Here is a 25,187-nt window from a genome sequence, read left to right as displayed (position 1 = left end):
AATATGCGCCGGTCAGCCAAAATTTAGGGAGCGACTATTGTTGTTCAAGTAAATGCGGGCACACTTGCGCAGTGTTTTCGCGCAGGGGCATCTTTTAGCCCATTGGCTCGATGCAATCCAGTAGCGGCGGCAGATTATGCCCGAAGTGTCCGGTCAGGAGGTTGCTGGTTGTTTTTTCAACGGAATGTGCACGGGAGCGTCAACCAGATGAATGTACGACATCACACTCGGTCGAGCCTGCAGGTCGCAGCCTTGATGTTGCTGACCACGTTGCTGGCCGGTTGCGGCATCAACAATATTCCGACCCTCGACGAACAGGCCAAGGCCGCCTGGGGCCAGGTGCAGAACCAGTACCAGCGCCGCGCCGACCTGATCCCCAACCTGGTGGAAACCGTCAAGGGCTATGCGAAACACGAAGAGGAAACCCTGACTGCGGTGATTGAAGCCCGGGCCAAGGCGACGTCCATTCAGGTGGATGCCAGCACCCTCGACAACCCCGAGAAACTCAAGCAGTTCCAGCAGGCGCAGGATCAGTTGACCGGTGCCTTGAGCCGTTTGATGGTGGTGTCCGAGCGTTACCCGGACCTCAAGGCCAACCAGAATTTCCTGGCGTTGCAATCGCAACTGGAAGGCACCGAGAATCGCATCGCCGTGGCGCGTCGGGATTTCATTCTCGCGGTGCAGAACTACAACACCGAAATCCGCACTTTCCCGGGCCGCTTGTGGCACACCGTGATGTACAGCGACTTGCCGATCCGCGAAACCTTTGAAGCCACCACCCCCGGTGCCGAGAAAGCACCTGAAGTGAAGTTCTGACCGGCTTGAAGCATTACCACGGATGAGGTTGCCAATGCGCGTGTTGAATGTGGGCCTGGCGCTGTTGCTTTGGGTGTTTGCTACCACGGCCCAGGCCGAGCTGAAGTTTCCGGAGCTGACCGGGCGGGTGGTGGACAACGCCGGGATGATCGAGCCGTCGGTGCGCGAGCAGCTGACGCAACAGCTCAATGCCCATGAAAAGGCCACCGGCGAGCAGTTGGTGGTGGTGACGTTGCCGGACTTGCAGGGCGCCGAGATTGCCGACTTCGGTTACCAACTCGGGCGTCATTGGGGCATCGGCCAGAAGGACAAGAACAATGGCGCGCTGCTGATCGTTGCGCGCGATGAGCGCAAGCTGCGGATCGAAGTCGGTTATGGCCTGGAGGATCGCCTGACCGATGCGCAGAGTTCGGTGATCATCAACCAGGTGATCACCCCGGCGTTCAAGGCCGGTAACTTCAGCAAGGGCATCAGCGACGGGGTCGCGGCGATGCTGGTGGTGTTGGGCGGCAGCCCGCTGGATGAACCGTCGACTATTTATGAGTCGGGCGGCGATCAGGACGGTGATTTTGTTTCCCGACACCCGGGGATTTTCGTGTTTCTGGTGGTGCTGTTCATCCTGACGATATTCGTCTTGCAGATGTTCGGGATTCTGCCGGCGGGCCGAGGCGGGTCGGGTGGTTCGAGTGGTGGTTTCGGCGGTGGTGGTTTTGGCGGCGGCGGTGGAGGCGGGGGCTTCAGCGGCGGCGGGGGCAGTTTCGGGGGCGGCGGTTCGTCGGGCGGCTGGTGATAACAATAATGAACGAGCACTTTAAGACATGGCATTACTGACTGAACACGAACAACGCAAAGTCGCCGAGGCAATCGCCCGGGTCGAGCGCGACACCGATGCCGAGCTGGTGACGGTGCTTGCAGCCCGCGCCGACGACTATGCGTACATCCCGCTGCTATGGGCCAGCCTGCTGGCGCTGGTGGTGCCGGGTGTCGTGCATTATTTGACCGGCTGGCTGACCATGCACAGCCTGCTGCTGGTGCAATGGCTCACCTTCATTGTGCTGTGCCTGGTGTTCCGTATTCCGAAAGTCACCACGCACCTGATCCCGCGCTCGGTACGTCACTGGCGCGCCTCGAACCTGGCGCGCCGGCAGTTCCTGGAGCAAAACCTGCACCACACCGTCGGCAGCACCGGCATGCTGATTTTCGTTTGCGAGGCCGAGCGCTATGTGGAAATCCTGGTGGACGAAGGTATTTCCAAACGGCTGGATAACAAAAACTGGGACGCCATTGTGGCGGCGTTCACCCAGCAGGTGAAACAGGGGCAGACGTTGCAGGGCTTTGTGACGTGCGTGGAAGCGTGCGGTGAGCTGCTCAAGGTGCACGTGCCGGTGACGCATGTGCGCAATGAGTTGCCGAACCGGTTGGTGGTTCTAGGCTGAATTCCTGGCCGCGACGCTTTCCCTGTGGGAGCGGGCTTGCTCGCGAAGGCGTCGTGTCAGCCGGCATCAATGTTGGATTGAGCACCGCCTTCGCGAGCAAGCCCGCTCCCACAGGGGATGTGTGCCGTTCGGGAAATTAGCCGTGCCCTGAACGGCCATCCCCCCTAAAATACCCGCCATTCCCAATTCGCTCCGCCCGAGGCCGTTTTTTCCATGTCCGTCACCGCCACTCCCGCCAGCCTCGCGCCGGATCACCACGCCCAGTTCATCGACCTGCTGCAAACCAACCTCGACGCCAATGCCTTCATCAAACTGGTGCTGGCCAAGTACGTCGGCACCGAAGCGGATCTGCAACGGCTGATCATCAAGCAACTGACGGTCAAGGATCAGCCTTGCCTGTCCTTCGTCTACCGCTACAAAACCCGCGACATCACCAAGAACCTGCCGCTGGCCGAGGGCGTGGCGACCATCGCCGCGTTGCTGCCGGCCTCGTTCAAAAATGCGCATTTGTTGTCGCTGACCGACGAAGCCCAGCTCGAATACAGCAAAAAGGGCAAGTCTTCACTGTTCAAGAGCAAACCTCAGCAATTGCGCGAAGTGCCGTCCGCCGAGCACAACCGCGAGAAAAACCGCTTCCTCGACTTCAGCCGACCGTTCCTCGCCGACCTCGGTGTGACCAACAGCAAGCACGAGCTCATCCCGGCGATGTCGCGCAAGTGGAAGCAGATCAACAAGTTCATCGAAGTCTTCAGCCATGCCCTGACCACTTCGCCGCTGGCGCTGGACAAACCGGTGCGGGTCGCGGACTTCGGTTCGGGCAAGGGCTACCTGACGTTCGCGATCCACGACTATTTGCGCAACACCCTGAACGCCGAAGGCGAAGTGACCGGCGTCGAGCTGCGTGAAGAAATGGTCAACCTGTGCAACGCCGCCGCCGCGAAACTGGAACACCCGGGGCTGGTGTTCAAGTGCGGTGACGTGCGCAGTGTGGCGCCGAGCGAGCTGGACGTGATGATCGCGCTGCATGCCTGCGACATCGCCACTGATTATGCGATCCACACCGGCATTCGTTCCGGCGCGTCGATCATCATGTGCTCGCCGTGCTGCCACAAGCAGATCCGCCTGCAAATCCAGAGCCCGGCGCTGCTCAAGCCGATGCTGCAATACGGTTTGCACCTGGGTCAGCAAGCGGAAATGGTCACCGACAGTTTGCGTGCGTTGTTCCTTGAAGCCTGCGGTTATGAAACCAAGGTGTTCGAGTTCATCTCACTGGACCACACCAACAAGAACAAGATGATCCTGGCGGTCAAGCGCGCCGAGCCGGTGGACCCGGCCCAGTTGTTGGTGAAGATTCAGGAGCTGAAGGATTTCTACCACATCACCGAACATTGCCTGGAAACCCTGCTGCGCGCTGACAATTACCTCTGAAACACCTTGTAGGAGCCGGCTTGCCGGCGATGGCGATTTCACGGACGCCATCGCCGGCAAGCCGGCTCCTACAGGATTGAGTTGTGTCAGTGCATTCGGAGGCGGTCAGGGTTATGCAGTGGCAATACGTGCAGGTTTGACCGCCGTTTTACGCCCCAACATCACCGTCACGATCACCCCGGCAGCAAACAGCCAGGTGATCGGCTCGATGTGTTCACCGAAGAACATCGCCGAAAACGCGATGGTGAAGAAGATCTGCAACAGCTGGATCTGACTGACCCGGGCAATGCCACCCATGGCCAACCCGGCGTACCAGGCGAAGAAGCCGATGAACTGCGAGAACAGCGAAACATAACCAAAGGCCCACCAGGTCTTGGCCGAAATTTCGCCCTGGTGTTGCAGCGCCAGGTACACCACCGGTCCGATCAACAGTGGCGTCGACAGCACCAGCGCCCAGCAGATCACCTGCCAGCCACCCATCTCCTTGGCCAAGCGACCCCCTTCGGCATACCCCAGACCGCCTACGGCAATCGCGCCGAGCATCAGCAAATCACCGGCCTGAATGCTCCCGGCACCGCTGATCAACGCGTAACCCAGCACCAGCGCACTGCCCAGCGCGGCGCAGGCCCAGAAGGCTTTCGACGGGCGTTCGTGGGACAACCACGCGGCGTACAGCGCCACGCACAAGGGTTGCAGGCCGTTGACCAGTGCGCCGTGGGACGCGGGCAAGGTTTGCATCGCCCAGGCGGATAAAACCGGGAAGCCAAGGATCACGCCGGCGATCACCAGCGTCAGGCCTTTGACCTGTTTCCAGGTCGGCCATTTTTCCCGGCGCCACAGCAACAACAGCGCCGCCGGAATCGCCGCGAACAGCGCACGTCCGAGGCCATTGAGCAACGGATGGAGTTCCTGCACGACGATCCGTGTGAAGGGCAGGGTCAGGCTGAAAATCACAACGCCGAGCAGGCCGAGGGCCATGCCGGTGTTTTCGCGCGTGGACATGAGGGCAACCAGAATCGAGGGTGGTGGGAAGTGTCTTCATCTAGCCATAAACCGTGCTGGCTGCGGTGTTACAGCTAGGCGCAGAGTTATCCGTACAGTTTGAGGGCCCCTTCGCGGGCAAGCCTCGCTCCTACAGGTTTTGTGCCGAGCGCAATACCGCGACCAACCGAAATCCTGTGGGAGCGAGGCTTGCCCGCGAAGAACGATAACGCGGTCCATCAGGTAGTAGCTGGTTATTACCCGACCCTCTGGATAACGACTACCTTGAATACTCCTAAGCATTTCCCCAGAGGAGTCCTCCCCATGGCTGCCAAGAAAATCCTGATGCTGGTCGGCGATTACGTCGAAGACTATGAAGTGATGGTGCCGTTCCAGGCATTGCTGATGGTCGGCCACACGGTGCACGCGGTGTGCCCGGACAAATCCACCGGCCAGACCGTGCGCACGGCGATCCACGACTTCGAAGGCGACCAGACCTACAGCGAAAAGCCCGGCCATCTGTTTGCCTTGAACTTCGATTTTGCCAAGGTTGCTGAAGCCGACTACGACGCGCTGCTGATCCCCGGCGGTCGTGCCCCGGAATACCTGCGCCTGAACGAAAAAGTCCTGGAGCTGGTGCGTGCCTTCGACAAGGCCGGCAAACCGATCGCCGCCGTGTGCCATGGTGCGCAATTGCTGGCGGCGGCGGGAGTTCTGGAAGGTCGCGAATGCAGCGCCTACCCGGCTTGCGCACCGGAAGTACGCTTGGCCGGCGGTACGTTTATCGATATCCCGGTGACGGAAGGTCACGTTCAAGGCAATCTGGCCACTGCTCCGGCCTGGCCGGCCCACCCGAGCTGGCTCGCCGGTTTCCTCGGGTTGCTGGGCACCAAAATCACGCTGTAACGAGGGACTTTTTCATGTGCGAGCTCTACGTCAAGGCCGACCCGATTCTGTACGAATCGCGCTCCCGCTCGCTGCGCATCTGCGGGGTGGTCACCACCCTGCGGCTGGAGAATCAGTTCTGGGACATCCTCAGCGAAATCGCCGAGGTCGACGGCATGACCACCAACCAGTTGATCGCCAAGCTGTATGAAGAGGTGATGGATTACCGCGGGGAGGTGGTGAATTTCGCTTCGTTCTTGCGGGTGAGTTGTACGCGGTATTTGTCGCAACGGCGGGTGCAGGCGCCGGAGTTGTCGGTGGTTCGTGCGGTGGTGAAATAGCGTAGACCGTGTCGATCCATTCGCGGGCAAGCCTCGCTCCTACAGGGGAACGCGTTCCTGTAGGAGCGAGCGGTGCGACGATTCGACTTGCCCGCGAAGAGGCCGGTTCAGGCGACAAAAATCCATGGCTGGTCTTTACTCTGAAGCGCGAAACCCCTCAATCGCCAAGGAGAAAAATTATGTCTGGATGGTATGAGTTGAGCAAAACCAGCAACGGCCAGTTTCGCTTCGTGCTGAAAGCGGCGAATGCCGAAACCATTCTGAACAGCGAGCACTACACCACTCGCAGCGCCGCCGAAAACGGCATCGCCTCAGTGCAGAAGAACAGCCCGCTGGATGAGCGCTACGAGAAAAAGACTACCAAGGATGGCCATCCGTATTTCAACCTCAAGGCCGCCAACCACGAGATCATCGGCAGCAGCGAGGCCTATTCTTCCGAGGCTGCGCGGGAAAAAGGCATCGCCAGCGTGAAGACCAACGGCCCGACCACCGTGATCAAGGACAAGACCTTGCCGGTGCTCTAAAAAACCACACAAAACCCTGTAGGAGCCGGCTTGCTGGCGATCGCGAAGGGTCAGTCGATAAAGAAGTTGACTGACCCACCGCGATCGCCAGCAAGCCGGCTCCTACAGGTTTGGTGATCAGCGCAACGCGTTCAGCAGTGCCTGCAACTGACTCTGCCCAGCCTCACCCAACGGAAACACCGGCAACCGTGGATCCCCCACCTCCAGCCCGGTCGCACGCAAACCGGCCTTGATCGTTGCCGGTAACCCACCCTTCAAAATGAAGTCCAGCAACGGCAACTGGCGATAGAACAGTTCACGCGCCTTGCTCAAATCGTTGGCCAATACCGCTTCATACAAATCGAGATTGAGCTGCGCAATCAGGTTCGGCGCCGCCGTACACCAGCCTTTCGCACCCGCTGCAAAAGCCTCCAGCGCCAGCGGATTGCAGCCGTTGTAGAACGGCACCTGACCTTCGCCGAGCCGTTGCAATTGGTGCATGCGCTGGATGTCGCCGGTGCTCTCCTTGACCATGGTCACGTTGTCCACGGCGTTGACGATGCGCAGGATCAGGTCGACCGACATGTCCGTGCCGCTGGTGGCCGGGTTGTTGTAGAGCATGATCGGTACGCCGATGCTGTCGCCGATGGCGCGGTAGTGGGCGAGGATTTCCGCCTCGCTGAGTTTCCAGTAAGACGTCGGCAAGACCATCACCACGTCGGCGCCATGGGCTTCGGCGAAACGTGCGCGGCGCACCGCTTTGGCGGTGGTCAGGTCGGATACGCTGACGATGGTCGGCACCCGTTTGGCCACGTGCTTGATGCTGAACTCGCTGACCTGGTCCCACTCCGCGTCGCTCAGGTAGGCGCCTTCGCCGGTGCTGCCCAGCGGCGCGATCGAGTGGACGCCGTCGTCGATCAGGCGGTCGATGGAACGTCCGAGCGCGTCGAGATCAACGCCTTCGCCATTGGCGGTGAACGGGGTGATGGTGTAGCCGATGATGCCGTGAATCGTTGGGGTCGACATGGCGACGCTCCTCTTGAAAATGCGTGGGTTCAGTTCAGGCAATCGGCGTGTTGGCGCAGGTTCTGCCGAGCGTAGTAGTTGAACGCAGCGCCATGGCGCTTGGGTTTCGAGATCCAGTCGTGCGCTTCACGGCCCAGTTCCGGAATGATCGGCTTGATGGTCCCGGCGCTCATGGCCAACAGTTGCAGCTTCGCGGCGCGTTCGATCAGTTGCGCGATCACACAGGCTTCTTCGATGGTCGTGCCGGTGGACAACTGACCGTGGTGCGACAGCAGGACCGCGCGCTTGTCGCCGAGGGCGCCGGCAATCAGCTCGCCTTCTTCGTTACCGACCGGCACACCCGGCCAGCCTTCGAGAAACGCGCAATCGTCGTAGAGCGGGCAGAGGTCCATGTGGGAAATCTGTAGCGGCACTTCGAGCATCGACAGCGCCGCGACGTGCGTCGGGTGCGTGTGGATGATGCAATTCACGTCCGGCCGGGCGCGGTACACCCAACTGTGGAAACGGTTGGCCGGGTTGGGCATGCCGTGGCCTTCAAGCACTTCCAGGTCTTCGTTGACCAGCAGCAGGTTGCTGGCGGTGATTTCGTCGAAACCCAGGCCCAGTTGTTGAGTGTAGTAAGTGCCGGGCTGCGGGCCACGGGCGGTGATCTGCCCGGCCAGGCCGGAGTCGTGGCCGTGCTCGAACAGAATGCGGCAGGTCAGGGCCAGCTTTTGCCGGTCGGTCCACGTATTATCTGCCAGGGTATTTTGCATCTGGGTCAGCGCTTGCTTGACCAGTTGCTCTTTGGGTAGTGCTAAGGTCTTGGCCATATCGGTGTCCTTTGGGTGGTTCAATGGACGTCGGATTTGCCGTTCACTCGTTGCTCGCAAGGCCTTGGTGAATGCAAATGACACAAATGATGCTATATGACACTTTGTGTCATTGGCAAGGATGAATCGTTGCCTCCTCGATGGATTAATCGTTCTGCATGTCTATCCGTTTGAAATTACTGAGAAAAAAACTGGGCGTGACGCTCGAGGCCCTGGCTGAAAAATCCGGGATGACCAAGAGTTATCTGTCGAAAGTCGAGCGCGGGTTGAATACGCCGTCCATCGCGGCTGCGCTGAAGCTGGCCAAGGCGCTGAACGTCAAGGTCGAGGAATTGTTCTCCGAAGACAGCGTCAGCCTCGACAGCTACAGCCTGGTGCGCAGCCATGAGCGTCAGTCGCTGGCGGCCAATGATGAGAGCCCCGGCTATGCGGTGCTGGCGCATCAGGTGAGTGAGCGCAGTCTGCTGCCGTTTATCATTTATCCGCCGTTCGAATTCGCGGACAAAACCTTCAAGGAACACGTGGGGGAGGAGTTTCTGTTTGTCCACGAAGGGCAGGTGGAAGTGGACTTCATGAACGAGCGCGTGCTGCTAGAGCGCGGTGATGCGCTGCACTTCAATGCGCAGAAACCGCACCGGATCCGCTCAGTGGGCGAGGTTCAGGCGCAGTTGCTGGTGGTGGTGCATAGCGCTGAAGAGTGAGCTGCATAACACCGCGCACCCCTGTAGGAGCCGGCTTGCTGGCGATAGCGGTGGGTCAATCAACATCTGCATTGACTGACCCACCGCCATCGCCAGCAAGCTGGCTCCTACAGGACCGGTGTTACACCTCGACGGGAACGGTGAGCTTGGGACTTCCAAGCGCATGCGTCTTCGAATCAAAAAACCGCAACTCACACCCGGTCCCCTCAAACACCTTCGCGTAATGCCGCTTCTGATGCTGGATAAACGCCTTGCTGCGCGGATAAATCGAAATCGCCACCACCTTGGGTTTCGCCTGGCGCAGCGCATGAATGATGTGGCTGTCCTGCTCGCCCAGCGCATGCCCAAAGACGCACAACCCCTCGGCATGCCCCAATAACTGGTCATAGCAAAACGACAGATAATCCGAGCTGCGGATAGTCTTGAGCTTGTCTGCGCTCGGCCCTTCGTTCACAAACAGCGGCACGTCATCCAGCGTCTTGATCGTGTTGTTGATCGCAAAGCTGCCCAGCAGCGTGCCTTCGGTCGACATCAGTTTGCGCGCCGTGCCGTCCTGATTGCGCACCAGATGCAAACCGCCGTGCAGGTACAGCAGACGGGTTTTATCGGTCGCCGTGGCGCTCAAATCAAACCCTGGCTCGGCACCCTGGAACAGGTCGGTGATCGCATCCGGCTGGTGCTGGATCGCCCAGTAGTTGAGCAAGTCGTAATTGGTGGTGAACACCGTCCGGTAACGGCCCAGTTCCTGATTGATCGTCGCCAGTGTCGAAGGCACCACCAGTCGCCACGGGATGTGCACCGCGTGCACGGTGTTGATCAGCGCTTCCTTGATCGCGTAGTAGCGATTGCGCGGCGCGGCGGAGCTGACGGCCAGGGCCTTGTTCACCCGGCTGGTGGTTTTCAGCGCACCCAGCACCTGCTCGAAACTGCGCGTTTGCATCGCATCGAACACGCTGAGCTCGGACTGGCTCAGGGGTTTTTCTTCGACGGTGCGGGCGTTTTCGAACAGCGAGTCGTAGCCGAAATCGTCCCAGACCGCGCGGCTGGCGCCGTTGCCCACCAGCAGGCCGCTGATCGAGGCGGTGGCGCGCAGGGCGTTCCAGTCTTCAAGTTGGGCATCGACATCCTGGAAATCGGTCATTGCGGTCGTCGTCTCAAAAAGCAAAAGGTCGGATGGGCGGCGACTTTATCACGACCCGGACTTGAGCCAGATCAAGTTAACGTCGGGCCGATGGGTCGATCCTGTGGGTATCCGCCGGATCGAACCGCCGATACGGCCCAGACCTGGAGATTCGCCATGAGCAGCACGTTTTTCATCCCCGCCGTGAACATCATGGGTATTGGTTGCCTCGACGAGGCCATGGACGCCATCGGCAAGTACGGTTTTAAAAAGGCGCTGATCGTCACCGACGCCGGGCTGGCCAAGGCGGGCGTGGCTGCGATGATCGCCGAGAGGCTGGCAATGAAAGACATCGACTCGGTCATCTTCGACGGCGCCAAGCCCAACCCGAGCATCGCCAACGTCGAGAGCGGGCTGGGCCTGCTCAAGGAAAGTCGCTGTGATTTCGTGGTGTCGCTGGGCGGTGGTTCGCCCCACGACTGCGCCAAAGGCATCGCGTTGTGCGCGACCAATGGCGGGCAGATTCGCGATTACGAAGGCGTCGATCAATCCGAGAAGCCGCAACTGCCGTTGATCGCCATCAACACCACCGCCGGCACCGCCAGCGAGATGACGCGCTTCTGCATCATCACTGACGAAACCCGTCACGTGAAAATGGCCATCGTCGACCGCAACGTCACGCCGCTGCTGTCGGTCAACGACCCGGCGCTGATGGTCGCCATGCCCAAGAGCCTGACCGCCGCCACCGGCATGGACGCGCTGACCCACGCCATCGAAGCCTACGTGTCCACTGCTGCCAACCCGATCACCGATGCCTGCGCGCTGAAGGCGATGACGCTGATCAGCAGCAACCTGCGCCTGGCCGTGCGCGATGGCAGCGACCTGGCCGCGCGGGAAAACATGGCTTACGCACAGTTCCTCGCGGGCATGGCGTTCAATAATGCGTCCCTTGGCTACGTGCATGCCATGGCGCACCAGTTGGGTGGTTTCTACGACTTGCCCCATGGCGTCTGTAACGCCGTGCTGTTGCCGCATGTGCAAAGCTTCAACGCGCTGGTGTGCGCCGAGCGCCTGACCGACGTGGCCCACGCAATGGGCGCCGATATTCGCGGCTTCAGCCCGGAAGAGGGCGCGCAGGCAGCCATCACGGCGATCCGCAGCCTGGCCAGGGATGTGGAAATTCCCGCCGGATTGCGTGAACTCGGTGCCCGCCTCAACGACATCCCGACGCTCGCCAGCAACGCCTTGAAAGACGCGTGCGGCGTGACCAACCCACGTGCAGCGGATCAGCGGCAGATCGAGGAGATTTTCCGCAGCGCGTTTTGACGGTCGCACGGTTCGGGCGCAAAGGACGCTATGCTGCGTCTTCGCCCGAACCGACATCGCCGAGCCCTCCATGCTGCAAAAAAGCCTGATCCGCCGCCTCGATCTGATGACCCTTCAACTGTTTGTCGCCGTCCACGAAGAAGGCACGCTGACCCGTGCCGCTGCGCGCGAAGCGATTGCGGTGTCGGCGGCGAGCAAGCGGTTGATGGAGTTGGAGGAGGCGCTGGGCATCAGTCTGTTTGTGCGTCAGGCCAAGGGCATGACCCTGACACCGGCCGGCGAAACCCTGTTGCACCATGCTCGGCAGATGTTGTTCAACGTCGAGAAAATGGGCCTGGAGTTAGGCGAGCACAGCCACGGTATTCGCGGCTATGTGCGGATGCTCGCCAACCTGTCGGCGATCATTCAATTCCTGCCGGAAGACCTGCGGGACTTTTCCGAACGTCATCCGCAGGTCAAGACCGACCTCGAAGAACGCCCCAGCAGCGGGGTGATTCAAGGGGTGTTGGATGGCGTGGCGGACCTCGGGATCTGTTCCAGCGACAGCGATGTGAAAGGTCTGCACAGCGTGCTGTATCGCCAGGACAAACTGGTGGTGTTGATGCTGCCGGATCATCCCTTGGCCAGCCGTTCCAGCCTGGCGTTCGCCGATACGCTGGACAGCGATTACGTCGGCCTGCACGCCGCCAGTTCCATCAACATGCGCACCCACGCAGCCGCGCGGCAGGCGGGCAAAGTGCTGCGGCTGCGGATTCATGTGCCGGGGTTCGATGCGATGTGCCGGATGGTCCAGGCCAACATGGGCATCGGGATTTTGCCGCAGAAGGCTTACGAGTTGTTTGGCCGGGCGCTGGGGTTGCATGCGGTGCCGTTGACGGATGACTGGTCGGATCGGGCGTTGATCATCGTCGTGCGCGATGAAGCGGCGTTGTCGCCGGTGAGCCGGATGTTGTTTGAGCAGTTGCGCGGGCAGGGTTGAGATTATTGTTGGCAGGTCCGACCCCTTCGCGGGCAAGCCTCGCTCCTACAGGGATCTCGCAAACCTGTAGGAGCGAGGCTTGCCCGCGAAGACTGATCTGAGGTCGCGACAATCTTCCAGAGCGTTCGCGTTTGGCGAACGCCCGTTGCCAACTGAAGGTTGGATTCCATTCCCCTCGCTCCTCTAGCCTTGGCGCATATTCCAAGAACAAGAGGTACCCCGCGATGACTGCCCCCCTGAGCGCAATCAAAGTGATCGAAATCGGCACGCTGATTGCCGCGCCGTTCGCCGCGCGCATGCTCGCCGAGTTCGGCGCCGAAGTGATCAAGATCGAAGCCATGGGCCAGGGCGACCCCCTGCGCAAATGGCGCAAACTGCACGAAGGCACCTCGCTGTGGTGGTACCTGCAATCGCGCAACAAGAAGTCCCTGGCGCTGAACCTGAAATCCCCTGAAGGCATTGAACTGGTCAAGCAACTGGCGACCAGCGCCGACGTGCTGATCGAAAACCTGCGTCCCGGCGCCCTGGAAAAACTCGGCCTGGGCTGGGACGTGCTGCACGCGCTCAATCCCAACCTGACGCTGGTACGCATTTCCGGTTACGGCCAGACCGGCCCCTACCGCGACCGCCCGGGTTTCGGCGCCATCGGCGAGGCCATGGGCGGCATTCGCTACACCACCGGCACCCCCGGTTCGCCGCCGGCGAGGGTGGGTGTCAGCCTCGGTGATTCCCTGGCGTCTTTGCACGCGGTGATTGGTGCGTTGATGTCGCTGATGCGGGTCAAGACCGGGCAGGGCGGGGGGCAAGTGGTCGATGTGTCGCTGGCTGAAAGCGTGTTCAATGTCATGGAAAGCCTGGTGCCGGAATACGACATGCTCGGCCATGTTCGCGAACGCAGCGGCGGTGCCTTGCCGGGCATCGCGCCGTCCAACACCTACCTGACGGCCGATGGCGCCTACGTGGTGATCGCCGGCAACAGTGACCCGATCTACAAGCGTTTGATGGAGGTGATCGGTCGCCGCGATCTGGCCGAAGCGCCTGAGTTTGCCCACAACGATGGCCGCGCATTGAAAAGTAATGTGCTCGACGCCGCCATCACCCACTGGACCAGCAGCCTGCCCATCGATGACGTGCTGGCGGCGCTGGAAGCCGCTGAAGTACCGGTCGGGCGCATCTATTCCGTGGCCGACATCGTCGCCGACCCGCACTATCAGGCGCGGGACATGTTGCTCAGCGCCGACCTGCCCGGTGGCGCGAAAGTGAAGATGCCGGGCATCGTGCCCAAACTTTCCGAAACCCCCGGCGGCGTGAACTGGTCGGGGCCGGGCCTGGGCCAGCACACCGACGGGATTCTCGCGGGGCTGGGCCTGACGGATGCGGACATCGAACGCCTGAAAACTGAAGGGGTGGTGCAATGATCACTGATTTTTCCGAGACCCTGATCGTTCAGGAAGTCTCCCCGCGCGACGGCTTGCAGATAGAGCCGACCTGGGTGGAAACGGTCGACAAAATCGCGTTGATCGATCAGCTGTCACTGGCTGGATTCAGCCGCATCGAAGCCGGCTCGTTCGTGTCGCCCAAAGCCATTCCCGCCCTGCGCGATGGCGAGCTGGTGTTCAAGGGCATTACCCGCTAACCGGGGGTGATCTATGTCGCGTTGATCCCCAACCTCAAGGGCGCGCAACGGGCGTTGGCGTGCCGCGCCGATGAGCTGAACCTGGTGATGTCCGCCAGCCAGACCCACAACCTGGCCAACATGCGCATGCGTTGCGAAGCTTCATTGGCGGCGTTCGGCGAGATCGTGCAATACGTGGGAGACACCAAGGTGCGATTGAACGGCAGCATCGCCACCACTTTCGGTTGCCCGTTCGAGGGCAAGATCGATGAGGACCGCGTGCTGCAAATCGTCGATGAATATCAGGAACTCGGGATTCAGGGCGTCACCTTGGCCGACACCACTGGCATGGCCAATCCACGGCAGGTGGATCGGCTGGTGCGGCGGGTGTTGCAGCGGGTTTCGCCAGCGGATCTGACCCTGCATTTCCACAACACCCGCGGCCTAGGCTTGTGCAACGTGCTGGCGGCTTACGAGGCGGGTGCCCGACGCTTCGACGCGGCCCTCGGCGGGCTCGGTGGTTGCCCGTTCGCACCCGGCGCCTCGGGCAATATCTGCACCGAAGACCTGGTCAACCTGTGCGATGAAGTCGGCATTCATACCGGCATTGATCTGCCGTTGTTATTGAAGCTTTCGCGAGGATTGCCCGCGCTGCTCGGCCACGAAGTCCCCGGCCAACTGGCCAAGGCCGGCCGCAATTGCGACCTGCACCCGTTGCCTTCCTGACCCACCCAACACCCCTGTAGGAGCCGGCTTGCCGGCGATGAGGCCGGAAAATCCAATATAGGTGTCTCCTGACCCACCGCCACCGCCATCGCCAGCAAGCTGGCTCCTACAGAAAACAGCATCCCAACCAGACAACAAAAACAATCGGACACCCACGGGAAGTCCGCCTGGAGAAACAGCATGAGCCTTAACGTACTGGAGGCGGGCGCGAGCCCGTCCGTTAGCCACGACGAAGAAAAAGCCCTGGTCAGCAAAGTCGCCTGGCGCCTGATGCCGCTGATCATGGTCTGCTACCTGTTCGCCTTTTTCGACCGCATCAACATCAGCTTCGCCAAGTTCCAGTTGCAGGCCGACCTGAGCCTGAGCGACACCGCGTACGGCCTCGGCGCCGGGCTGTTCGTGGTCGGTTACGTGATCTTCGAAGTGCCGAGCAACATGATGCTGTACAAGGTCGGCGCCCGGCGCTGGATCGCCCGAATCATGATGTCCTGGGGCCTTGCGACGGCGGCGATGGTCTTCGTCAACAGCGAATGGCAGTTCTACGCGCTGCGCTTCGTGATCGGCGCGATGGAAGCGGGTTTTGCGCCGGGCGTCCTGTATTACCTGACGCTGTGGTTCCCGCAGCATTATCGTGGGCGCATCACCTCGATGCTGTTCCTGTCATCAGCATTTGCCGGGCTGGTCGGCGCACCGTTCTCCGGGTTGGTGCTGCAACACCTCGATGGTTTCCTGGACATGCGCGGCTGGCATTGGCTGTTTCTGCTCGGCGGCGTGCCGTGCATCGGCCTTGGTTTGCTGGTGCTGACCTTGCTCAAGGACCGCATCGAAGATGCCCATTGGCTGACACCGTCGGAGAAGACGTTGCTGGCCAGCCGCATCGCTCACCACGAACCGCACAAGAGTGGTGGCTCGCTGCTCGCCGCGCTGCGGATTCCCGGTTTTCTCACGCTGGGGCTGATCTACTTCCTGATTCAGGTGGCGTCCTACGGCTTGAACTTCTGGGCACCGCAACTGATCCGCAGTGCAGGCACTGAGAGCCCGGTGATGATCGGTTTGCTGACCGCGATTCCGTACATCTGCGGCGCGATCAGCATGGTGGTGATCGGGCGGTTGTCCGACTCGACCGGCGAGCGGCGCAAGTTTGTCGCCGGGCTGGTGGCGGTGGGCGCGCTGGGGTTCTTCTGTGCCGGGATCTTCGCCAACCACACGACCTTCCTGATCGTCGCGCTGGGCTTGCTCGGCGCCGGGATCATCGCCTCGATTCCGAGCTTCTGGACCCTGCCACCGAAACTGCTGGCCGGTGCCGGCGCAGGGGCTGCGGGCGGGATCGCGGTGATCAACACCCTCGGCCAGTTCGGCGGCATCGTCAGCCCGGTCATGGTCGGGCGCATCAAAGACCTGACCGGCAGCACCACACCGGCGCTGTACGTCATCGGCGTCTGCGCGCTGATCGCGGTTGCGCTGTTGTTGTGGGGGTTACCGCAAAAACTGCGCACACTCGACAAGTTCTAGGGAAGTCCACAACCCTGTAGGAGCCGGCTTGCCGGCGATGGGTCCCTCGAAAACCGCATTGCAACTTCAGACCGCCATCGCTGGCAAGCCAGCTCCCACAGAACCGCAGCGTGCAGGCAGTAACGATCGCTCCCAAAACACGCACAACCCTGTAGGAGCCGGCTTGCCGGCGATGGGGCCCTCGAAAACGGCATTGCAATCTCAGACCGCCATCGCTGGCAAGCCAGCTCCCACAGGACCGCAGCGTGCAGGCAGTAACGATCGCTCCCAAAGCACGCACAACCCTGTAGGAGCCGGCTTGCCGGCGATGGGTCCCTCGAAACAGCATTGCAATCTCAGACCGCAATCGCTGGCAAGCCAGCTCCTACAAGACCGCGGCGTTCAGGTAATAACAATCGCTCCCAAAGCACGCACAACCCTGTAGGAGCCGGCTTGCCGGCGATGGGTCCCTCGAAAACCGCATTGCAATTTCAGACCGCCATCGCTGGCAAGCCAGCTCCTACAAGACCGCGGCGTTCAGGTAATAACAATCGCTCCCAAAGCACGCACAACCCTGTAGGAGCCGGCTTGCCGGCGATGGGGCCCTCGAAATCGGCATTGCAATCTCAGACCGCTATCGCTGGTAAACGGAACGCCGTCCGGCCGCTCATTCAAGGGATCTGGTCCTGGATCAGACGTTGAACGGGTTGTATGAGCGGATTGAGGACGAGATATTGCACAGCCTATCTTCCGACGTTCGAGGTAATCAGATTGCTAACCGGCCTCAACCACCTGACCCTCGCCGTCACCGACCTGAACCGCAGCGTGGCGTTCTATCACGACCTCTTGCAACTTCAGCTAAGCGCCACATGGGACTCCGGCGCCTATCTCTCGCTACCCGGCCTGTGGTTGTGCCTTTCCCTCGATCCCCTGCGCAACACTGAACCCGCCACCGACTACACCCATTACGCCTTCAGCATCAGCGCATCCGGCTTCCTGCCATTCGTTGAGCGCCTTCGTGCCGCCAACGTCCGCGAATGGCGCGATAACCGCAGCGAAGGTGCGTCCTTCTACTTCCTAGACCCCGACAGCCACAAGCTCGAAGTCCATGTCGGCGACCTGGCGTCGCGATTGGCAGCCTGTCGTCAGCGGCCGTACGCAGGAATGAAGTTCTTCGACGATCAGTCAGTCGATTCCTCGGGACCTGATATAGACTTGCGCCCATTCACCGGATAGTACAAAAGGATTTCCCGATGACCCCATCGCTGTTAATGGCCGTTCTCGCCTCGGGCTTTATCTACGGCATCACGCCCGGGCCCGGCGTTTTGGCGGTGTTCGGTATTGGTGCAGCGCGTGGGCGAAGGGCAGGGGCAGGCTTTTTGTGCGGGCATTTGCTCGGGGACGTGGTCTGGTGCAGCACCGCGCTGATCGCGATTGTCGGTGCGCGGGAAATCGGTAGCACCGCGTTTGACGTGTTGGGCGTGCTCAGCGGGCTCTATCTGTTCTGGCTCGGTTTGCGCGCAGTGCGGGCCAAACGCAGCAGCGCCGAAGCGCCGCAAGGCCCGGCGCGGCAGCCATTCTGGCACGGCATTCTGTTCGGTCTGACCAATCCCAAAGCTTACCCGGTGGCGGTGGCGACTTTTACGGCGTTGCTGTCCAGCCGTGCGGAACTGCTGCATTGGTCGATGTTGCCCTGGCTGATCGTTCTGAGCTTCGTTGGCGGTTTGATCGCCTACGCTATCCTCATTGGCATCGTCGGTGCACGGCAGGTGCGCAGCCTGTATCAACGGCATGAACTGGCGATCACCCGGTTGTGCGGGGTGATGTTTATCGGTTTCGCCATCAACGCCCTGGTGCATGCCTTGCCGGGGCTGATGCCGAACAAGGCTTGAAACTGATCGCAGGGACGCGTCAGCGGCATCATCACTGGTCAGGGATGGTTCTTTATTGCTGCATTGTTCGGACATGCTCTCTGCACCATGGCAACCAGAAATTCCGCGCCGTCGGCGAGTTACATTGATCTACTGCTGGACGCCGTTTGCGCGGTCGATAAACAGGGTCGCTTCGTTTTTGTCAGCGCGGCCTGCGAGCGCATTTTCGGCTACACGCCTGACGAGTTGGTCGGCCAGCCGATGATCGAACTGGTGCATCCCGCCGACCGCCAGCGCACCCTCGACGCCGCGCGGGAGATCATGGGCGGCGACCCCAAACTCAACTTCGAAAACCGCTACGTGCGCAAGGATGGCCGGGTGGTGCATATCCTGTGGTCCGCACGCTGGTCGGAAGTCGATCAACTGCGCATCGCCGTGGCCCGTGACATCACCGAACGCAAGCAGGCCGAGTCCCGACAAGCGGCGCTGTACGCGATCTCCGAAGCGGCCCACGCGGCGGAAGATTTGTTGGCGTTGTTCAAACGCATCCACCTGATCATCGGTGAATGGCTGCCGGCGCTGAACTTCTCCGTGGCGCTGTATGACGAGCATTGCGCGCAGCTCAATTTCCCTTACCACGTCGACGACAACGAGCAGCAACCCGAACAGCCTGGAACGGTGACCGGACGCTTGTGTGCCGAAGTTATCCGCAGCGGTCAACCGATCCTGCTGACCCCGAATCAGGAAAACACCCCCGCAGGATTCGAGGCGCTGGTCACGGGCCAGCATTCGCCATGCTGGCTGGGCGTGCCGTTGAACTCCCAGAAAGGCACCATCGGCGCACTGATCGTCAAAAGCGTGGCGGGCGGCGAGCGCTACACCGAGCAAGACAAGGAACTGTTGCAGTTCGTGTGCGCCCAGGTCGCCACCGCCATCGAGCGCAAGCAGTTGCACGCCCGACTGCAGCGCATGGCCCAATACGATCAACTGACCCAACTGCCCAATCGCGAGTTGCTCCGGGACCGGCTGAAAGCCTCACTGGCACTGGCCAAGTCGGAAAGCGGGCGCATGGCGCTGTTGTACGTCGACCTCGACCGCTTCAAGGAAGTCAACGACACCCACGGCCATGCAGTCGGCGACATGCTGCTGCAAGCGGTCGCCAATCGCCTGAAAGGCTGCGTGCGGGAAACCGACACCGTGGCGCGCATCGGCGGCGATGAGTTCGTGGTGCTGCTGCACACCATTCAGGCCTCGGAAGATGCCGACAGCGTGGCGGGCAAAATCCGTCATATCCTGGCGCAACCGCTGCGGCTGGATGGGCACAGCCTGAACATTCAATTGAGCATCGGCGTCGCGCATTTTCCCGAGCATGGCACGGAAGAAAAGCAATTGTTCCGCCATGCCGACGAGGCGATGTACACAGCCAAACGCCAGCATCACCTGCGACTCGGGGCCTGAAAACCACGGCACCGTTCGTCGCGTCGATCCCGTTTTTTTTTAAACCTTTGCGGTGATGGAAATTCAGATCCTATGCGGGCTCCTGCTCGCTGCGATCATCACCAAGAGGTAGAGAATCATGCCTAACTCAAGAAACTCGAACTCGGGAAGTTTCGCCAACGATCGAACGAAGGCGTCTGAAGCCGGTCGCAAAGGTGGGAAAACGACCACCACGACTGTCGATAAAGAACCTTTGAAACCCGACATGGGCCGCAAAGGTGGCCAGAAATCCAAGTAGTGGTGAAAGTGGTTTTGATTGAGAGGCGGGAGCGAAAGCTCCCGTTTGAATTTATAGAGAGGAGGGCGCGACCATGAGCCAGATGGCCACCCGATTATGCAGCACCGGATTTGCCACGTTACTGGGCCTGTGTGCCAGCAGTGCCTTTGCCCAGTCACCCGCCGAATTCATCGACGATGCCTCGGCCAAAGGCATGGCCGACATCGAAGCCAGTCGCCTGGCGCACCAGAAATCCGAATCCAAAGAGATCAAGGACTTCACCATCATCGTCATCAACGACCGCACCACTGCGAACCAGCACCTGGCGAAAATCGCCAGGCAACTGGATCTGCCGGTGGCGCCACGGGAAGAGGTGGTCGACAAGGCCAAAGCCTTGATGCCGCAAGTGCAGGAGGGCGATTCTTTTGATCAGGCATACGCCGCCAGCCAGGTGAAAACCACGCAGGAAGCCATCGAACAACTGGAGCAGGAGGCGCAGAGCACGGACGTACCGGAAATCAAAGCCTTCGCTGAAGAAACCCTGCCCAAACTGCAGAACCACCTGCAAATGGCCAGGGCGCTGCAAGCAGATTGCTGACGCGCTTTCTGTAGGAGCCGGCTTGCTGGCGATCCGGACAACGCGGTGTGGCTGATTAACCGCGGTGATGCCATCGCCAGCAAGCCGGCTCCTACAGATCAGGGCACCCTTATTTCAACCGCCCAACTGAAATACCCCAACGCCTCGCAGTTTTTATCAACCAGCATGAAATGCAGCTCACACGCCTCAACTCCGGCGGCGAGTCGGGTGCATGCCCAATAATGATCATCGGCTTGGTGAGTACCCGGTTCAGTCGGGTTTTCAGTGTCGGGTGCTGGCACTGTGAGGTCGCCCCGTACCACCAGTTCCGGCGTCGACAATACGCCGGCATCACCAACAGATATCTCGTAAAACACTACGCTGTGCTCAGCGAGCAAGCTGACGGTTCTTCCGCGGATATGGAAAGTCGCATCGCTGCCAGCGGTCAACGTAATTAGGCTGTCATTTGTTGTACTTTGTGGTTCTGACGATCCGTTGATGCTGAAGACGAATCCATCGGAAATGGGTGTCGGATTTTCCGCCTCAAGACTCGGGTTCGGGTAGCGTAGAAGCAGTGATTCGGCATCGACGATCAGCAACACATTGTTGGCAGTCGCGACGCTTGAGGAAGGAGATTTGATCGGTTCGGAAGTCATCATGGATTCCTTTCATGATGGTGACACTTGACGGTAGCCGCTTCGGTTTATGCAAGGCATTCCGTTCCTGTCGAGGCGGCAACGCAGTCAGCAAAAGCCCCTCGTTGCCAAGGGGCCTGACGCTCGTCAGTTGCGGATGGTAATGAACGGGTCCCACGAACAGCAGCCGACGATCTTGCACTCGCGATCCACGATCAGGAAGTGGAAGTGATAGGTCACGCTGCCGCTGGACAGGGTTTCCGAAGACCAGTAATGGTTATCGACTTTCTGGCAGCTGGGCACTGATGGATTGCTGGTGTTGGGCACGGCTACGCAGGCAGTAGCCTTGCGTGGCGTGGGTGTGGAGATCAAGTCAAGGCCGACATTGCCGATGAATTTATAGAAAATCACCGCGGTCTCGAAGCTCTGCGACAGGCTGGTTTCACGCCAGCGAATCAGGTCGCCCACCTGGGCTTTCAAGTTGAGTTCGCCACCGGCCTGGCCGCTCACCACGTTGTTCTGGTTGGTCACCATGTACACGTGATTGACGTCGATCAGTGTCGGCGCAGCAGGGTTTTTGCTGATGTTCGGGTAGTTTTTCAGAATGGTTTCGGTGTCGATGGAAACCAGTACATCCGTGACTCGAGACATAGTGAAACTCCTTGTTCATAGTGAATGCCTGGCATCTTTCCAGGCTCAACAACGCTTGCTTGCCTTGCGGTCGTTGCGCAAACACTACGGACGGAACCCACCTGTCACGGACATGAGCTGGCCTTGCTCCTTGAGTACAAACCAACGGGTTCGGGTTCCTTCCGACGGGCCGCGATTGGACTATAGAAGTGAAATTCAGGCTGTCAAAACTGCTTTGCTGATAGCTCGACGAACGGTCGATCTGGTTATGAATTCTGATCATTTGGCGATAAGAAACGACCTGCATATCCTTCGAACATCCAAAAGTCGGGTAGGGAGGGATGCGTGGGGCGAGGTATCGTAGCGAACCGGTTGTCGGCCCAGGCCCGGACAACGATTCGACAGGAGAACGCAATGAGTTGGTCCGCCAAGCAATACGTCGCTTTTGAAGATGAACGCACGCGCCCGGCCCGGGATCTGCTCGCGGCGATCCCGCCCGTTGAAGCACGTTCGGCCATCGACATCGGTTGCGGCCCCGGCAACTCGACCGAGCTGCTGGTGGAACGCTTCACCAGCGCTACGGTGCGCGGCGTCGACAGTTCGACCGACATGATCGAAGCCGCCCGCAAGCGCTTGCCGCAGGTGCAGTTCGACACCGTGGATATTGGCACCTGGAACGAGAGCGGTCCGTTCGACGTGATCTTCGCCAACGCTGTGTTGCAGTGGCTGCCCGATCACGCGAATTTGCTGCCGGCTCTGGTGAGCAAGCTTTCTCCCGGTGGTAGCCTGGCGATTCAGATGCCCGACAACCTCAACGAACCGTCCCATCGCCTGATGCGTGACGTCGCTGCCAATGGCCCGTGGGCCAGCAAATTGGCGGACGCCGCCGGGCAACGCACGGAAATGGCCAGTGCCAGCGACTATTACTCGATGCTGCGACCGCACTGCGCGCGCGTCGATGTGTGGCGCACCACCTACCATCATCCGCTGGCGGGCGGCGCTTCGGGCGTGGTCGAGTGGTTCAAGGGCAGCGGCTTGCGGCCGTTTCTCGAACCGCTGGATGACGCGGAAAAGGCGCAATACCTCAAGCAATATCACACCGCTATCGAACAGGCGTACCCGACGCTGAGCGATGGTTCGGTGCTGTTGCCATTCCCGCGATTGTTCATCGTCGCCACCCGCTAAATGCGGAAAAGGGACGGATAACGCTGAACGTCATCTGTCCCTTCGCTTGGTGCTCAAGTAATCGAAAAGAAACGACGCAAAGCCGAATAACCCGATCATTGAAATGATCATGAGCCCCAACTCTGAATTGTCCATGCTGATCTCTGCGTGAAAGGTGAGAGGGCAGGGTAGGTGGTTTTTGGGCGGGTTTGAGGGGGCGCTACGGCTTCTTTACTGGGTGGCGGGGATCTATACGGAAACTATACGTGGGGCGGTTAAATGCGGAGAGCGCCCCGAAAGACGCCCTCAAATCACGGCACTACTTTTCAGCATCCATACGTCGTGCAATGACATCCATCACGTCGCAGCCATCGCGTAGCGGTATTGAGCAGAGGAGTGCGAAGTCGCTGAGAATCACCGAGTCGGTGATGATTTCACCACGCATCGCGAGGTTTTCCAGGACCTGCGTTACCGCGCCGATTCTGTAGCGGGTGGAGCTGAGAAGGGAATGCAGCGGTTGGGTGGTGTTGACGTAGAAGGTGGGGAGGTCGTCGGCGTTGCTGGTTAAAGCCATATATTCGTTCATGAGTGGTTACCGTTAGTAGGTGAAAGACCTACCACTCAATCGTCGCCAAACAATAGGGTGGTAGCTGTACGCGGGTTGGCGAACCGGACAACGGTAAAACCGGCAGACCCGAAGGTCTCCCACGCACAGCCACCAAAAAAAGCGCAGCAAAGTGCAGTCAGAAAAGCTCCGGAAAAACTCCGAGGCTTCTGGGTCGTTGTCATCGAGTCGCCAAACCCGATACGCCTTTTTGGCGTGAACGGACTATAGGCTTCGTGACAAAAACACAGCAATGGACAAGTCTACGGACAATTCCCAGAGTCGTGTAGGACCTTGCCTATTCAGCTATTGGCCACTTTAGGGCCATCAGTAAGGGGCAATCGCAATCAACGTTTCACTATATCCCGCCCACAAAAAAACCGGCCACTTGGGGCCGGTTGAGCATGTTTGAAACAAGATCTTCAGCTCTGCTGCAATACCTTGAGAGCTGCCGAAGCCAGAAAACCTGAGCGGCTTTTCTCTTCCGGATGATGCAGTACGTATTCGTCGATGCGGTTGAGAAGGTAGCCCGGCAGGGTAATGTTCAGCTTCTGGGCTTTGCCCAAGTACTTGGTAACATCGATATCCACCACCGCCCATGTACAACCAGCGTACTGAGGATTGGCCGCGTGCAGAGTGACTTTGTTCGCGGGTGGAATCGGTGAACCGTCCTCGGCAAGAATTTCGAAATGGCCCTCAATGGCTTCGCGAGCCATGGCCATCGCATCATCAAGATCCTCACCCGCAGAGAAACACCCCGGAATATCCGGTACCTCCACGCCCCAAGCGTGTTCGTCATCGCCCATTGAAATCGCAATTGGGTAAAGCATGTTCATTGTCCTCCAGGGACGCCGCGCATTGAGATCGTCAGAGCAGCGCCTGTTGCAAAATACTGATTGCCGTTTTTTTGAGCAGGTCCTTTTTCGGATGAGGAACTGTCACCAGCCCCGGTTTGGTCGGGTGCTTGAAGTGATGATGGCTACCCCTGATTCGAACCAGATACCAGCCATCCGCAACGATTTGGCTTATCAAAAATCGGCTATTCACATCACCTCCGTGTGGTGTGCTTAGGTGGTTACTATACCTACTGAATTTTTATGATCAACACTATAACCACTGAGCCTTCTCGGGCATCGATGGACAGGTGGTAAGAAACGAGTCTAGGAGGGCGTGAGGATAGGGGGTGGAGATGGCCTTAAATGAGGCATTTTCTATATTGCGGGGTTTTGCCAGCCCAACCGAAGCGCTTGCGTAGCTCAATCTTCAAGCATAAAAAACCGGCTATCAAAGCCGGTTTTTGAAACAGGGCAGACGCCACTCTTTTCGTCCGCCCCTTTCGCGCATTTGAGAACCGAAAATCCCTTAGCCGCTAATCAATCAACTGATCAACCAAAACCGCGTTGCTGTAGATCAGGCAGCCATCACTCGCTCGATGTCCCACCAGATGAAACTGACCGCGCTCGTTGTGGATATAGACGCGCATCTGGCAGTCGGACAAAGGCCCGTACCCCCCTGGCAAGATCAACTCCAGGGTGCTCATGTCGACGTCAACCATGGCTTCCTTTTCATGGGTCTCCTGCAAGCGTTCTTCAGCCTCCTCCAGGCCCCGGTGGAGGGGGCCATCGACGTAAAAATGGATTTCACCTATTGGGGTCGATTTTTGTGCGCCGTTGAATTTGCACCAGCCTTCGATCGTCAAGGCACTCATGACGAAATCTCCGTTGTGGACGGCTGGACGTTGTAGCTCTTAGCCGTCATGGGTCTGACCGCTATACCCGACAAGGACCGTCTTCAGTGGCATTTTCA

At 59.7% G+C, this 25,187-nt stretch carries 28 protein-coding genes and 1 pseudogene; 19 read left to right on the top strand and 10 right to left on the bottom strand.

The genetic code is table 11. The features are described from left to right. The first annotated feature begins 207 nt into the window (after positions 1 to 207). The 4 genes from IB246_RS14695 to IB246_RS14680 all read left to right on the top strand — a co-directional run bounded on the left by IB246_RS14695 (position 208) and on the right by IB246_RS14680 (position 3,680). Complete coding sequence (locus IB246_RS14695; protein WP_008025694.1) at positions 208 to 816, top strand: LemA family protein; 609 nt, start codon at positions 208 to 210, stop codon at positions 814 to 816. A gap of 34 nt (positions 817 to 850) precedes the next feature. After that, positions 851 to 1,606 carry a TPM domain-containing protein gene (locus IB246_RS28845; protein ID WP_008039493.1) on the top strand — a complete coding sequence of 252 codons (756 nt, stop codon included), beginning with the start codon at positions 851 to 853 and terminating at the stop codon, positions 1,604 to 1,606. Positions 1,607 to 1,634: 28 nt separating this feature from the next. Beyond that, entirely contained in the window at positions 1,635 to 2,252 is a 618-nt protein-coding gene (locus tag IB246_RS14685; protein WP_008025698.1) for a TPM domain-containing protein, read from the top strand. Positions 2,253 to 2,465: 213 nt separating this feature from the next. Further along, positions 2,466 to 3,680, top strand: coding sequence for a class I SAM-dependent methyltransferase (locus IB246_RS14680; RefSeq protein ID WP_008039497.1), 1,215 nt, complete (start codon positions 2,466 to 2,468; stop codon positions 3,678 to 3,680). Positions 3,681 to 3,791: 111 nt separating this feature from the next. Here IB246_RS14680 and IB246_RS14675 read toward each other — a convergent pair whose 3' ends face one another. Next, positions 3,792 to 4,682, bottom strand: coding sequence for a DMT family transporter (locus IB246_RS14675; protein ID WP_008039499.1), 891 nt, complete (start codon positions 4,680 to 4,682; stop codon positions 3,792 to 3,794). Between the two features lie 303 nt (positions 4,683 to 4,985). On the opposite strand from IB246_RS14675, the gene IB246_RS14670 reads away from it, so the two are divergent. The 3 genes from IB246_RS14670 (at position 4,986) to IB246_RS14660 (ending at position 6,411) form a co-directional block, all read left to right on the top strand. Then, positions 4,986 to 5,567 (top strand): DJ-1/PfpI family protein, encoded by a 582-nt coding sequence (locus tag IB246_RS14670; protein WP_008039501.1) that lies wholly within the window; start codon positions 4,986 to 4,988, stop codon positions 5,565 to 5,567. Between the two features lie 14 nt (positions 5,568 to 5,581). After that, positions 5,582 to 5,887 carry a ribbon-helix-helix domain-containing protein gene (locus IB246_RS14665; RefSeq protein WP_008025707.1) on the top strand — a complete coding sequence of 102 codons (306 nt, stop codon included), beginning with the start codon at positions 5,582 to 5,584 and terminating at the stop codon, positions 5,885 to 5,887. 179 nt (positions 5,888 to 6,066) lie between these two features. Then, a complete protein-coding gene (locus IB246_RS14660; protein ID WP_008025708.1) occupies positions 6,067 to 6,411 on the top strand; it encodes a YegP family protein in 345 nt (114 codons plus the stop codon). Between the two features lie 117 nt (positions 6,412 to 6,528). Here the strand turns inward: IB246_RS14660 and IB246_RS14655 are convergent, their stop codons facing one another. Continuing rightward, positions 6,529 to 7,416, bottom strand: a complete 888-nt coding sequence (locus IB246_RS14655; protein ID WP_008039504.1) for a dihydrodipicolinate synthase family protein — start codon at positions 7,414 to 7,416, stop codon at positions 6,529 to 6,531. Between the two features lie 29 nt (positions 7,417 to 7,445). Then, on the bottom strand, positions 7,446 to 8,228 hold the full coding sequence (locus IB246_RS14650) for an aldolase (protein ID WP_008025714.1): 783 nt from the start codon (positions 8,226 to 8,228) through the stop codon (positions 7,446 to 7,448). A gap of 158 nt (positions 8,229 to 8,386) precedes the next feature. On the opposite strand from IB246_RS14650, the gene IB246_RS14645 reads away from it, so the two are divergent. Next, positions 8,387 to 8,929 carry a helix-turn-helix domain-containing protein gene (locus IB246_RS14645; protein WP_008039507.1) on the top strand — a complete coding sequence of 181 codons (543 nt, stop codon included), beginning with the start codon at positions 8,387 to 8,389 and terminating at the stop codon, positions 8,927 to 8,929. Between the two features lie 121 nt (positions 8,930 to 9,050). Here the strand turns inward: IB246_RS14645 and IB246_RS14640 are convergent, their stop codons facing one another. Next, on the bottom strand, positions 9,051 to 10,070 hold the full coding sequence (locus IB246_RS14640) for a DUF4917 family protein (protein ID WP_008039509.1): 1,020 nt from the start codon (positions 10,068 to 10,070) through the stop codon (positions 9,051 to 9,053). Positions 10,071 to 10,226: 156 nt separating this feature from the next. On the opposite strand from IB246_RS14640, the gene yiaY reads away from it, so the two are divergent. The 10 genes and pseudogenes from yiaY (at position 10,227) to IB246_RS14590 (ending at position 20,369) form a co-directional block, all read left to right on the top strand. Continuing rightward, positions 10,227 to 11,375 (top strand): L-threonine dehydrogenase, encoded by a 1,149-nt coding sequence (yiaY, locus tag IB246_RS14635; protein ID WP_008025719.1) that lies wholly within the window; start codon positions 10,227 to 10,229, stop codon positions 11,373 to 11,375. A 70-nt stretch (positions 11,376 to 11,445) separates the two neighbouring features. Continuing rightward, on the top strand, positions 11,446 to 12,354 hold the full coding sequence (locus IB246_RS14630; RefSeq protein WP_008025723.1) for a LysR family transcriptional regulator: 909 nt from the start codon (positions 11,446 to 11,448) through the stop codon (positions 12,352 to 12,354). A 224-nt stretch (positions 12,355 to 12,578) separates the two neighbouring features. Then, on the top strand, positions 12,579 to 13,772 hold the full coding sequence (locus IB246_RS14625; protein WP_008039511.1) for a CaiB/BaiF CoA transferase family protein: 1,194 nt from the start codon (positions 12,579 to 12,581) through the stop codon (positions 13,770 to 13,772). Then, positions 13,769 to 14,695, top strand: a pseudogene (locus IB246_RS14620) (hydroxymethylglutaryl-CoA lyase). Before IB246_RS14625 ends, IB246_RS14620 begins: the two are co-directional and overlap by 4 nt. Positions 14,696 to 14,875: 180 nt before the next feature. Then, complete coding sequence (locus IB246_RS14615; RefSeq protein ID WP_008025730.1) at positions 14,876 to 16,207, top strand: MFS transporter; 1,332 nt, start codon at positions 14,876 to 14,878, stop codon at positions 16,205 to 16,207. Between the two features lie 750 nt (positions 16,208 to 16,957). After that, positions 16,958 to 17,422, top strand: coding sequence for a fosfomycin resistance glutathione transferase (fos, locus tag IB246_RS14610; RefSeq protein WP_008036164.1), 465 nt, complete (start codon positions 16,958 to 16,960; stop codon positions 17,420 to 17,422). 17 nt (positions 17,423 to 17,439) lie between these two features. Then, entirely contained in the window at positions 17,440 to 18,078 is a 639-nt protein-coding gene (locus IB246_RS14605; protein ID WP_008036165.1) for a LysE family translocator, read from the top strand. 87 nt (positions 18,079 to 18,165) lie between these two features. Beyond that, positions 18,166 to 19,515 (top strand): bifunctional diguanylate cyclase/phosphodiesterase, encoded by a 1,350-nt coding sequence (locus IB246_RS14600; RefSeq protein WP_008036168.1) that lies wholly within the window; start codon positions 18,166 to 18,168, stop codon positions 19,513 to 19,515. Positions 19,516 to 19,633: 118 nt separating this feature from the next. Next, positions 19,634 to 19,792 (top strand): KGG domain-containing protein, encoded by a 159-nt coding sequence (locus IB246_RS14595; protein WP_008025734.1) that lies wholly within the window; start codon positions 19,634 to 19,636, stop codon positions 19,790 to 19,792. A 73-nt stretch (positions 19,793 to 19,865) separates the two neighbouring features. Further along, complete coding sequence (locus IB246_RS14590) at positions 19,866 to 20,369, top strand: DUF4142 domain-containing protein (RefSeq protein ID WP_008036171.1); 504 nt, start codon at positions 19,866 to 19,868, stop codon at positions 20,367 to 20,369. Between the two features lie 98 nt (positions 20,370 to 20,467). Here IB246_RS14590 and IB246_RS14585 read toward each other — a convergent pair whose 3' ends face one another. Further along, the gene (locus tag IB246_RS14585; protein ID WP_008036174.1) at positions 20,468 to 21,004 is read right to left on the bottom strand and encodes an AidA/PixA family protein; all 537 of its coding nucleotides are present in this window, start codon (positions 21,002 to 21,004) and stop codon (positions 20,468 to 20,470) included. Between the two features lie 126 nt (positions 21,005 to 21,130). Continuing rightward, positions 21,131 to 21,634 carry an inclusion body family protein gene (locus IB246_RS14580; protein WP_008036175.1) on the bottom strand — a complete coding sequence of 168 codons (504 nt, stop codon included), beginning with the start codon at positions 21,632 to 21,634 and terminating at the stop codon, positions 21,131 to 21,133. 393 nt (positions 21,635 to 22,027) lie between these two features. Between IB246_RS14580 and tam the strand changes: the two genes are divergently transcribed. Then, a complete protein-coding gene (gene tam / locus IB246_RS14575; protein WP_008036177.1) occupies positions 22,028 to 22,798 on the top strand; it encodes a trans-aconitate 2-methyltransferase in 771 nt (256 codons plus the stop codon). Between the two features lie 298 nt (positions 22,799 to 23,096). On the opposite strand, the gene IB246_RS14570 is transcribed toward tam, so the two are convergent. From IB246_RS14570 to IB246_RS14555, 4 genes are all read right to left on the bottom strand, one after another. Beyond that, a complete protein-coding gene (locus tag IB246_RS14570) occupies positions 23,097 to 23,363 on the bottom strand; it encodes a hypothetical protein (protein ID WP_008036179.1) in 267 nt (88 codons plus the stop codon). A gap of 440 nt (positions 23,364 to 23,803) precedes the next feature. Next, entirely contained in the window at positions 23,804 to 24,211 is a 408-nt protein-coding gene (locus IB246_RS14565) for a type II toxin-antitoxin system HicB family antitoxin (RefSeq protein WP_008036180.1), read from the bottom strand. Positions 24,212 to 24,248: 37 nt separating this feature from the next. After that, complete coding sequence (locus IB246_RS14560) at positions 24,249 to 24,428, bottom strand: type II toxin-antitoxin system HicA family toxin (RefSeq protein WP_007984690.1); 180 nt, start codon at positions 24,426 to 24,428, stop codon at positions 24,249 to 24,251. A 322-nt stretch (positions 24,429 to 24,750) separates the two neighbouring features. Next, positions 24,751 to 25,089, bottom strand: a complete 339-nt coding sequence (locus IB246_RS14555) for a hypothetical protein (RefSeq protein ID WP_008036183.1) — start codon at positions 25,087 to 25,089, stop codon at positions 24,751 to 24,753. Positions 25,090 to 25,187 lie beyond the last annotated feature (98 nt).

Source organism: Pseudomonas sp. PDM01, assembly GCF_014852325.1.
Classification (GTDB): Bacteria; Pseudomonadota; Gammaproteobacteria; order Pseudomonadales; family Pseudomonadaceae; genus Aquipseudomonas; species Aquipseudomonas migulae.
The sequence above is the reverse complement of the archived record's forward strand: the minus strand, read 5'-3'. Positions and strand labels throughout refer to the sequence as shown.

What these genes read in the sequence shown, in the direction of transcription:
- IB246_RS14695 (WP_008025694.1), top strand. Translation starts at nt 208, where the DNA reads ATGAATGTACGACATCACACTCGGTCGAGCCTGCAGGTCGCAGCCTTG.
- IB246_RS28845 (WP_008039493.1), top strand. Translation starts at nt 851, where the DNA reads ATGCGCGTGTTGAATGTGGGCCTGGCGCTGTTGCTTTGGGTGTTTGCT.
- IB246_RS14685 (WP_008025698.1), top strand. Translation starts at nt 1,635, where the DNA reads ATGGCATTACTGACTGAACACGAACAACGCAAAGTCGCCGAGGCAATC.
- IB246_RS14680 (WP_008039497.1), top strand. Translation starts at nt 2,466, where the DNA reads ATGTCCGTCACCGCCACTCCCGCCAGCCTCGCGCCGGATCACCACGCC.
- IB246_RS14675 (WP_008039499.1), bottom strand. Translation starts at nt 4,682, where the DNA reads ATGTCCACGCGCGAAAACACCGGCATGGCCCTCGGCCTGCTCGGCGTT.
- IB246_RS14670 (WP_008039501.1), top strand. Translation starts at nt 4,986, where the DNA reads ATGGCTGCCAAGAAAATCCTGATGCTGGTCGGCGATTACGTCGAAGAC.
- IB246_RS14665 (WP_008025707.1), top strand. Translation starts at nt 5,582, where the DNA reads ATGTGCGAGCTCTACGTCAAGGCCGACCCGATTCTGTACGAATCGCGC.
- IB246_RS14660 (WP_008025708.1), top strand. Translation starts at nt 6,067, where the DNA reads ATGTCTGGATGGTATGAGTTGAGCAAAACCAGCAACGGCCAGTTTCGC.
- IB246_RS14655 (WP_008039504.1), bottom strand. Translation starts at nt 7,416, where the DNA reads ATGTCGACCCCAACGATTCACGGCATCATCGGCTACACCATCACCCCG.
- IB246_RS14650 (WP_008025714.1), bottom strand. Translation starts at nt 8,228, where the DNA reads ATGGCCAAGACCTTAGCACTACCCAAAGAGCAACTGGTCAAGCAAGCG.
- IB246_RS14645 (WP_008039507.1), top strand. Translation starts at nt 8,387, where the DNA reads ATGTCTATCCGTTTGAAATTACTGAGAAAAAAACTGGGCGTGACGCTC.
- IB246_RS14640 (WP_008039509.1), bottom strand. Translation starts at nt 10,070, where the DNA reads ATGACCGATTTCCAGGATGTCGATGCCCAACTTGAAGACTGGAACGCC.
- yiaY (WP_008025719.1), top strand. Translation starts at nt 10,227, where the DNA reads ATGAGCAGCACGTTTTTCATCCCCGCCGTGAACATCATGGGTATTGGT.
- IB246_RS14630 (WP_008025723.1), top strand. Translation starts at nt 11,446, where the DNA reads ATGCTGCAAAAAAGCCTGATCCGCCGCCTCGATCTGATGACCCTTCAA.
- IB246_RS14625 (WP_008039511.1), top strand. Translation starts at nt 12,579, where the DNA reads ATGACTGCCCCCCTGAGCGCAATCAAAGTGATCGAAATCGGCACGCTG.
- IB246_RS14615 (WP_008025730.1), top strand. Translation starts at nt 14,876, where the DNA reads ATGAGCCTTAACGTACTGGAGGCGGGCGCGAGCCCGTCCGTTAGCCAC.
- IB246_RS14605 (WP_008036165.1), top strand. Translation starts at nt 17,440, where the DNA reads ATGACCCCATCGCTGTTAATGGCCGTTCTCGCCTCGGGCTTTATCTAC.
- IB246_RS14600 (WP_008036168.1), top strand. Translation starts at nt 18,166, where the DNA reads ATGGCAACCAGAAATTCCGCGCCGTCGGCGAGTTACATTGATCTACTG.
- IB246_RS14595 (WP_008025734.1), top strand. Translation starts at nt 19,634, where the DNA reads ATGCCTAACTCAAGAAACTCGAACTCGGGAAGTTTCGCCAACGATCGA.
- IB246_RS14590 (WP_008036171.1), top strand. Translation starts at nt 19,866, where the DNA reads ATGAGCCAGATGGCCACCCGATTATGCAGCACCGGATTTGCCACGTTA.
- IB246_RS14585 (WP_008036174.1), bottom strand. Translation starts at nt 21,004, where the DNA reads ATGACTTCCGAACCGATCAAATCTCCTTCCTCAAGCGTCGCGACTGCC.
- IB246_RS14580 (WP_008036175.1), bottom strand. Translation starts at nt 21,634, where the DNA reads ATGTCTCGAGTCACGGATGTACTGGTTTCCATCGACACCGAAACCATT.
- tam (WP_008036177.1), top strand. Translation starts at nt 22,028, where the DNA reads ATGAGTTGGTCCGCCAAGCAATACGTCGCTTTTGAAGATGAACGCACG.
- IB246_RS14570 (WP_008036179.1), bottom strand. Translation starts at nt 23,363, where the DNA reads ATGAACGAATATATGGCTTTAACCAGCAACGCCGACGACCTCCCCACC.
- IB246_RS14565 (WP_008036180.1), bottom strand. Translation starts at nt 24,211, where the DNA reads ATGCTTTACCCAATTGCGATTTCAATGGGCGATGACGAACACGCTTGG.
- IB246_RS14555 (WP_008036183.1), bottom strand. Translation starts at nt 25,089, where the DNA reads ATGAGTGCCTTGACGATCGAAGGCTGGTGCAAATTCAACGGCGCACAA.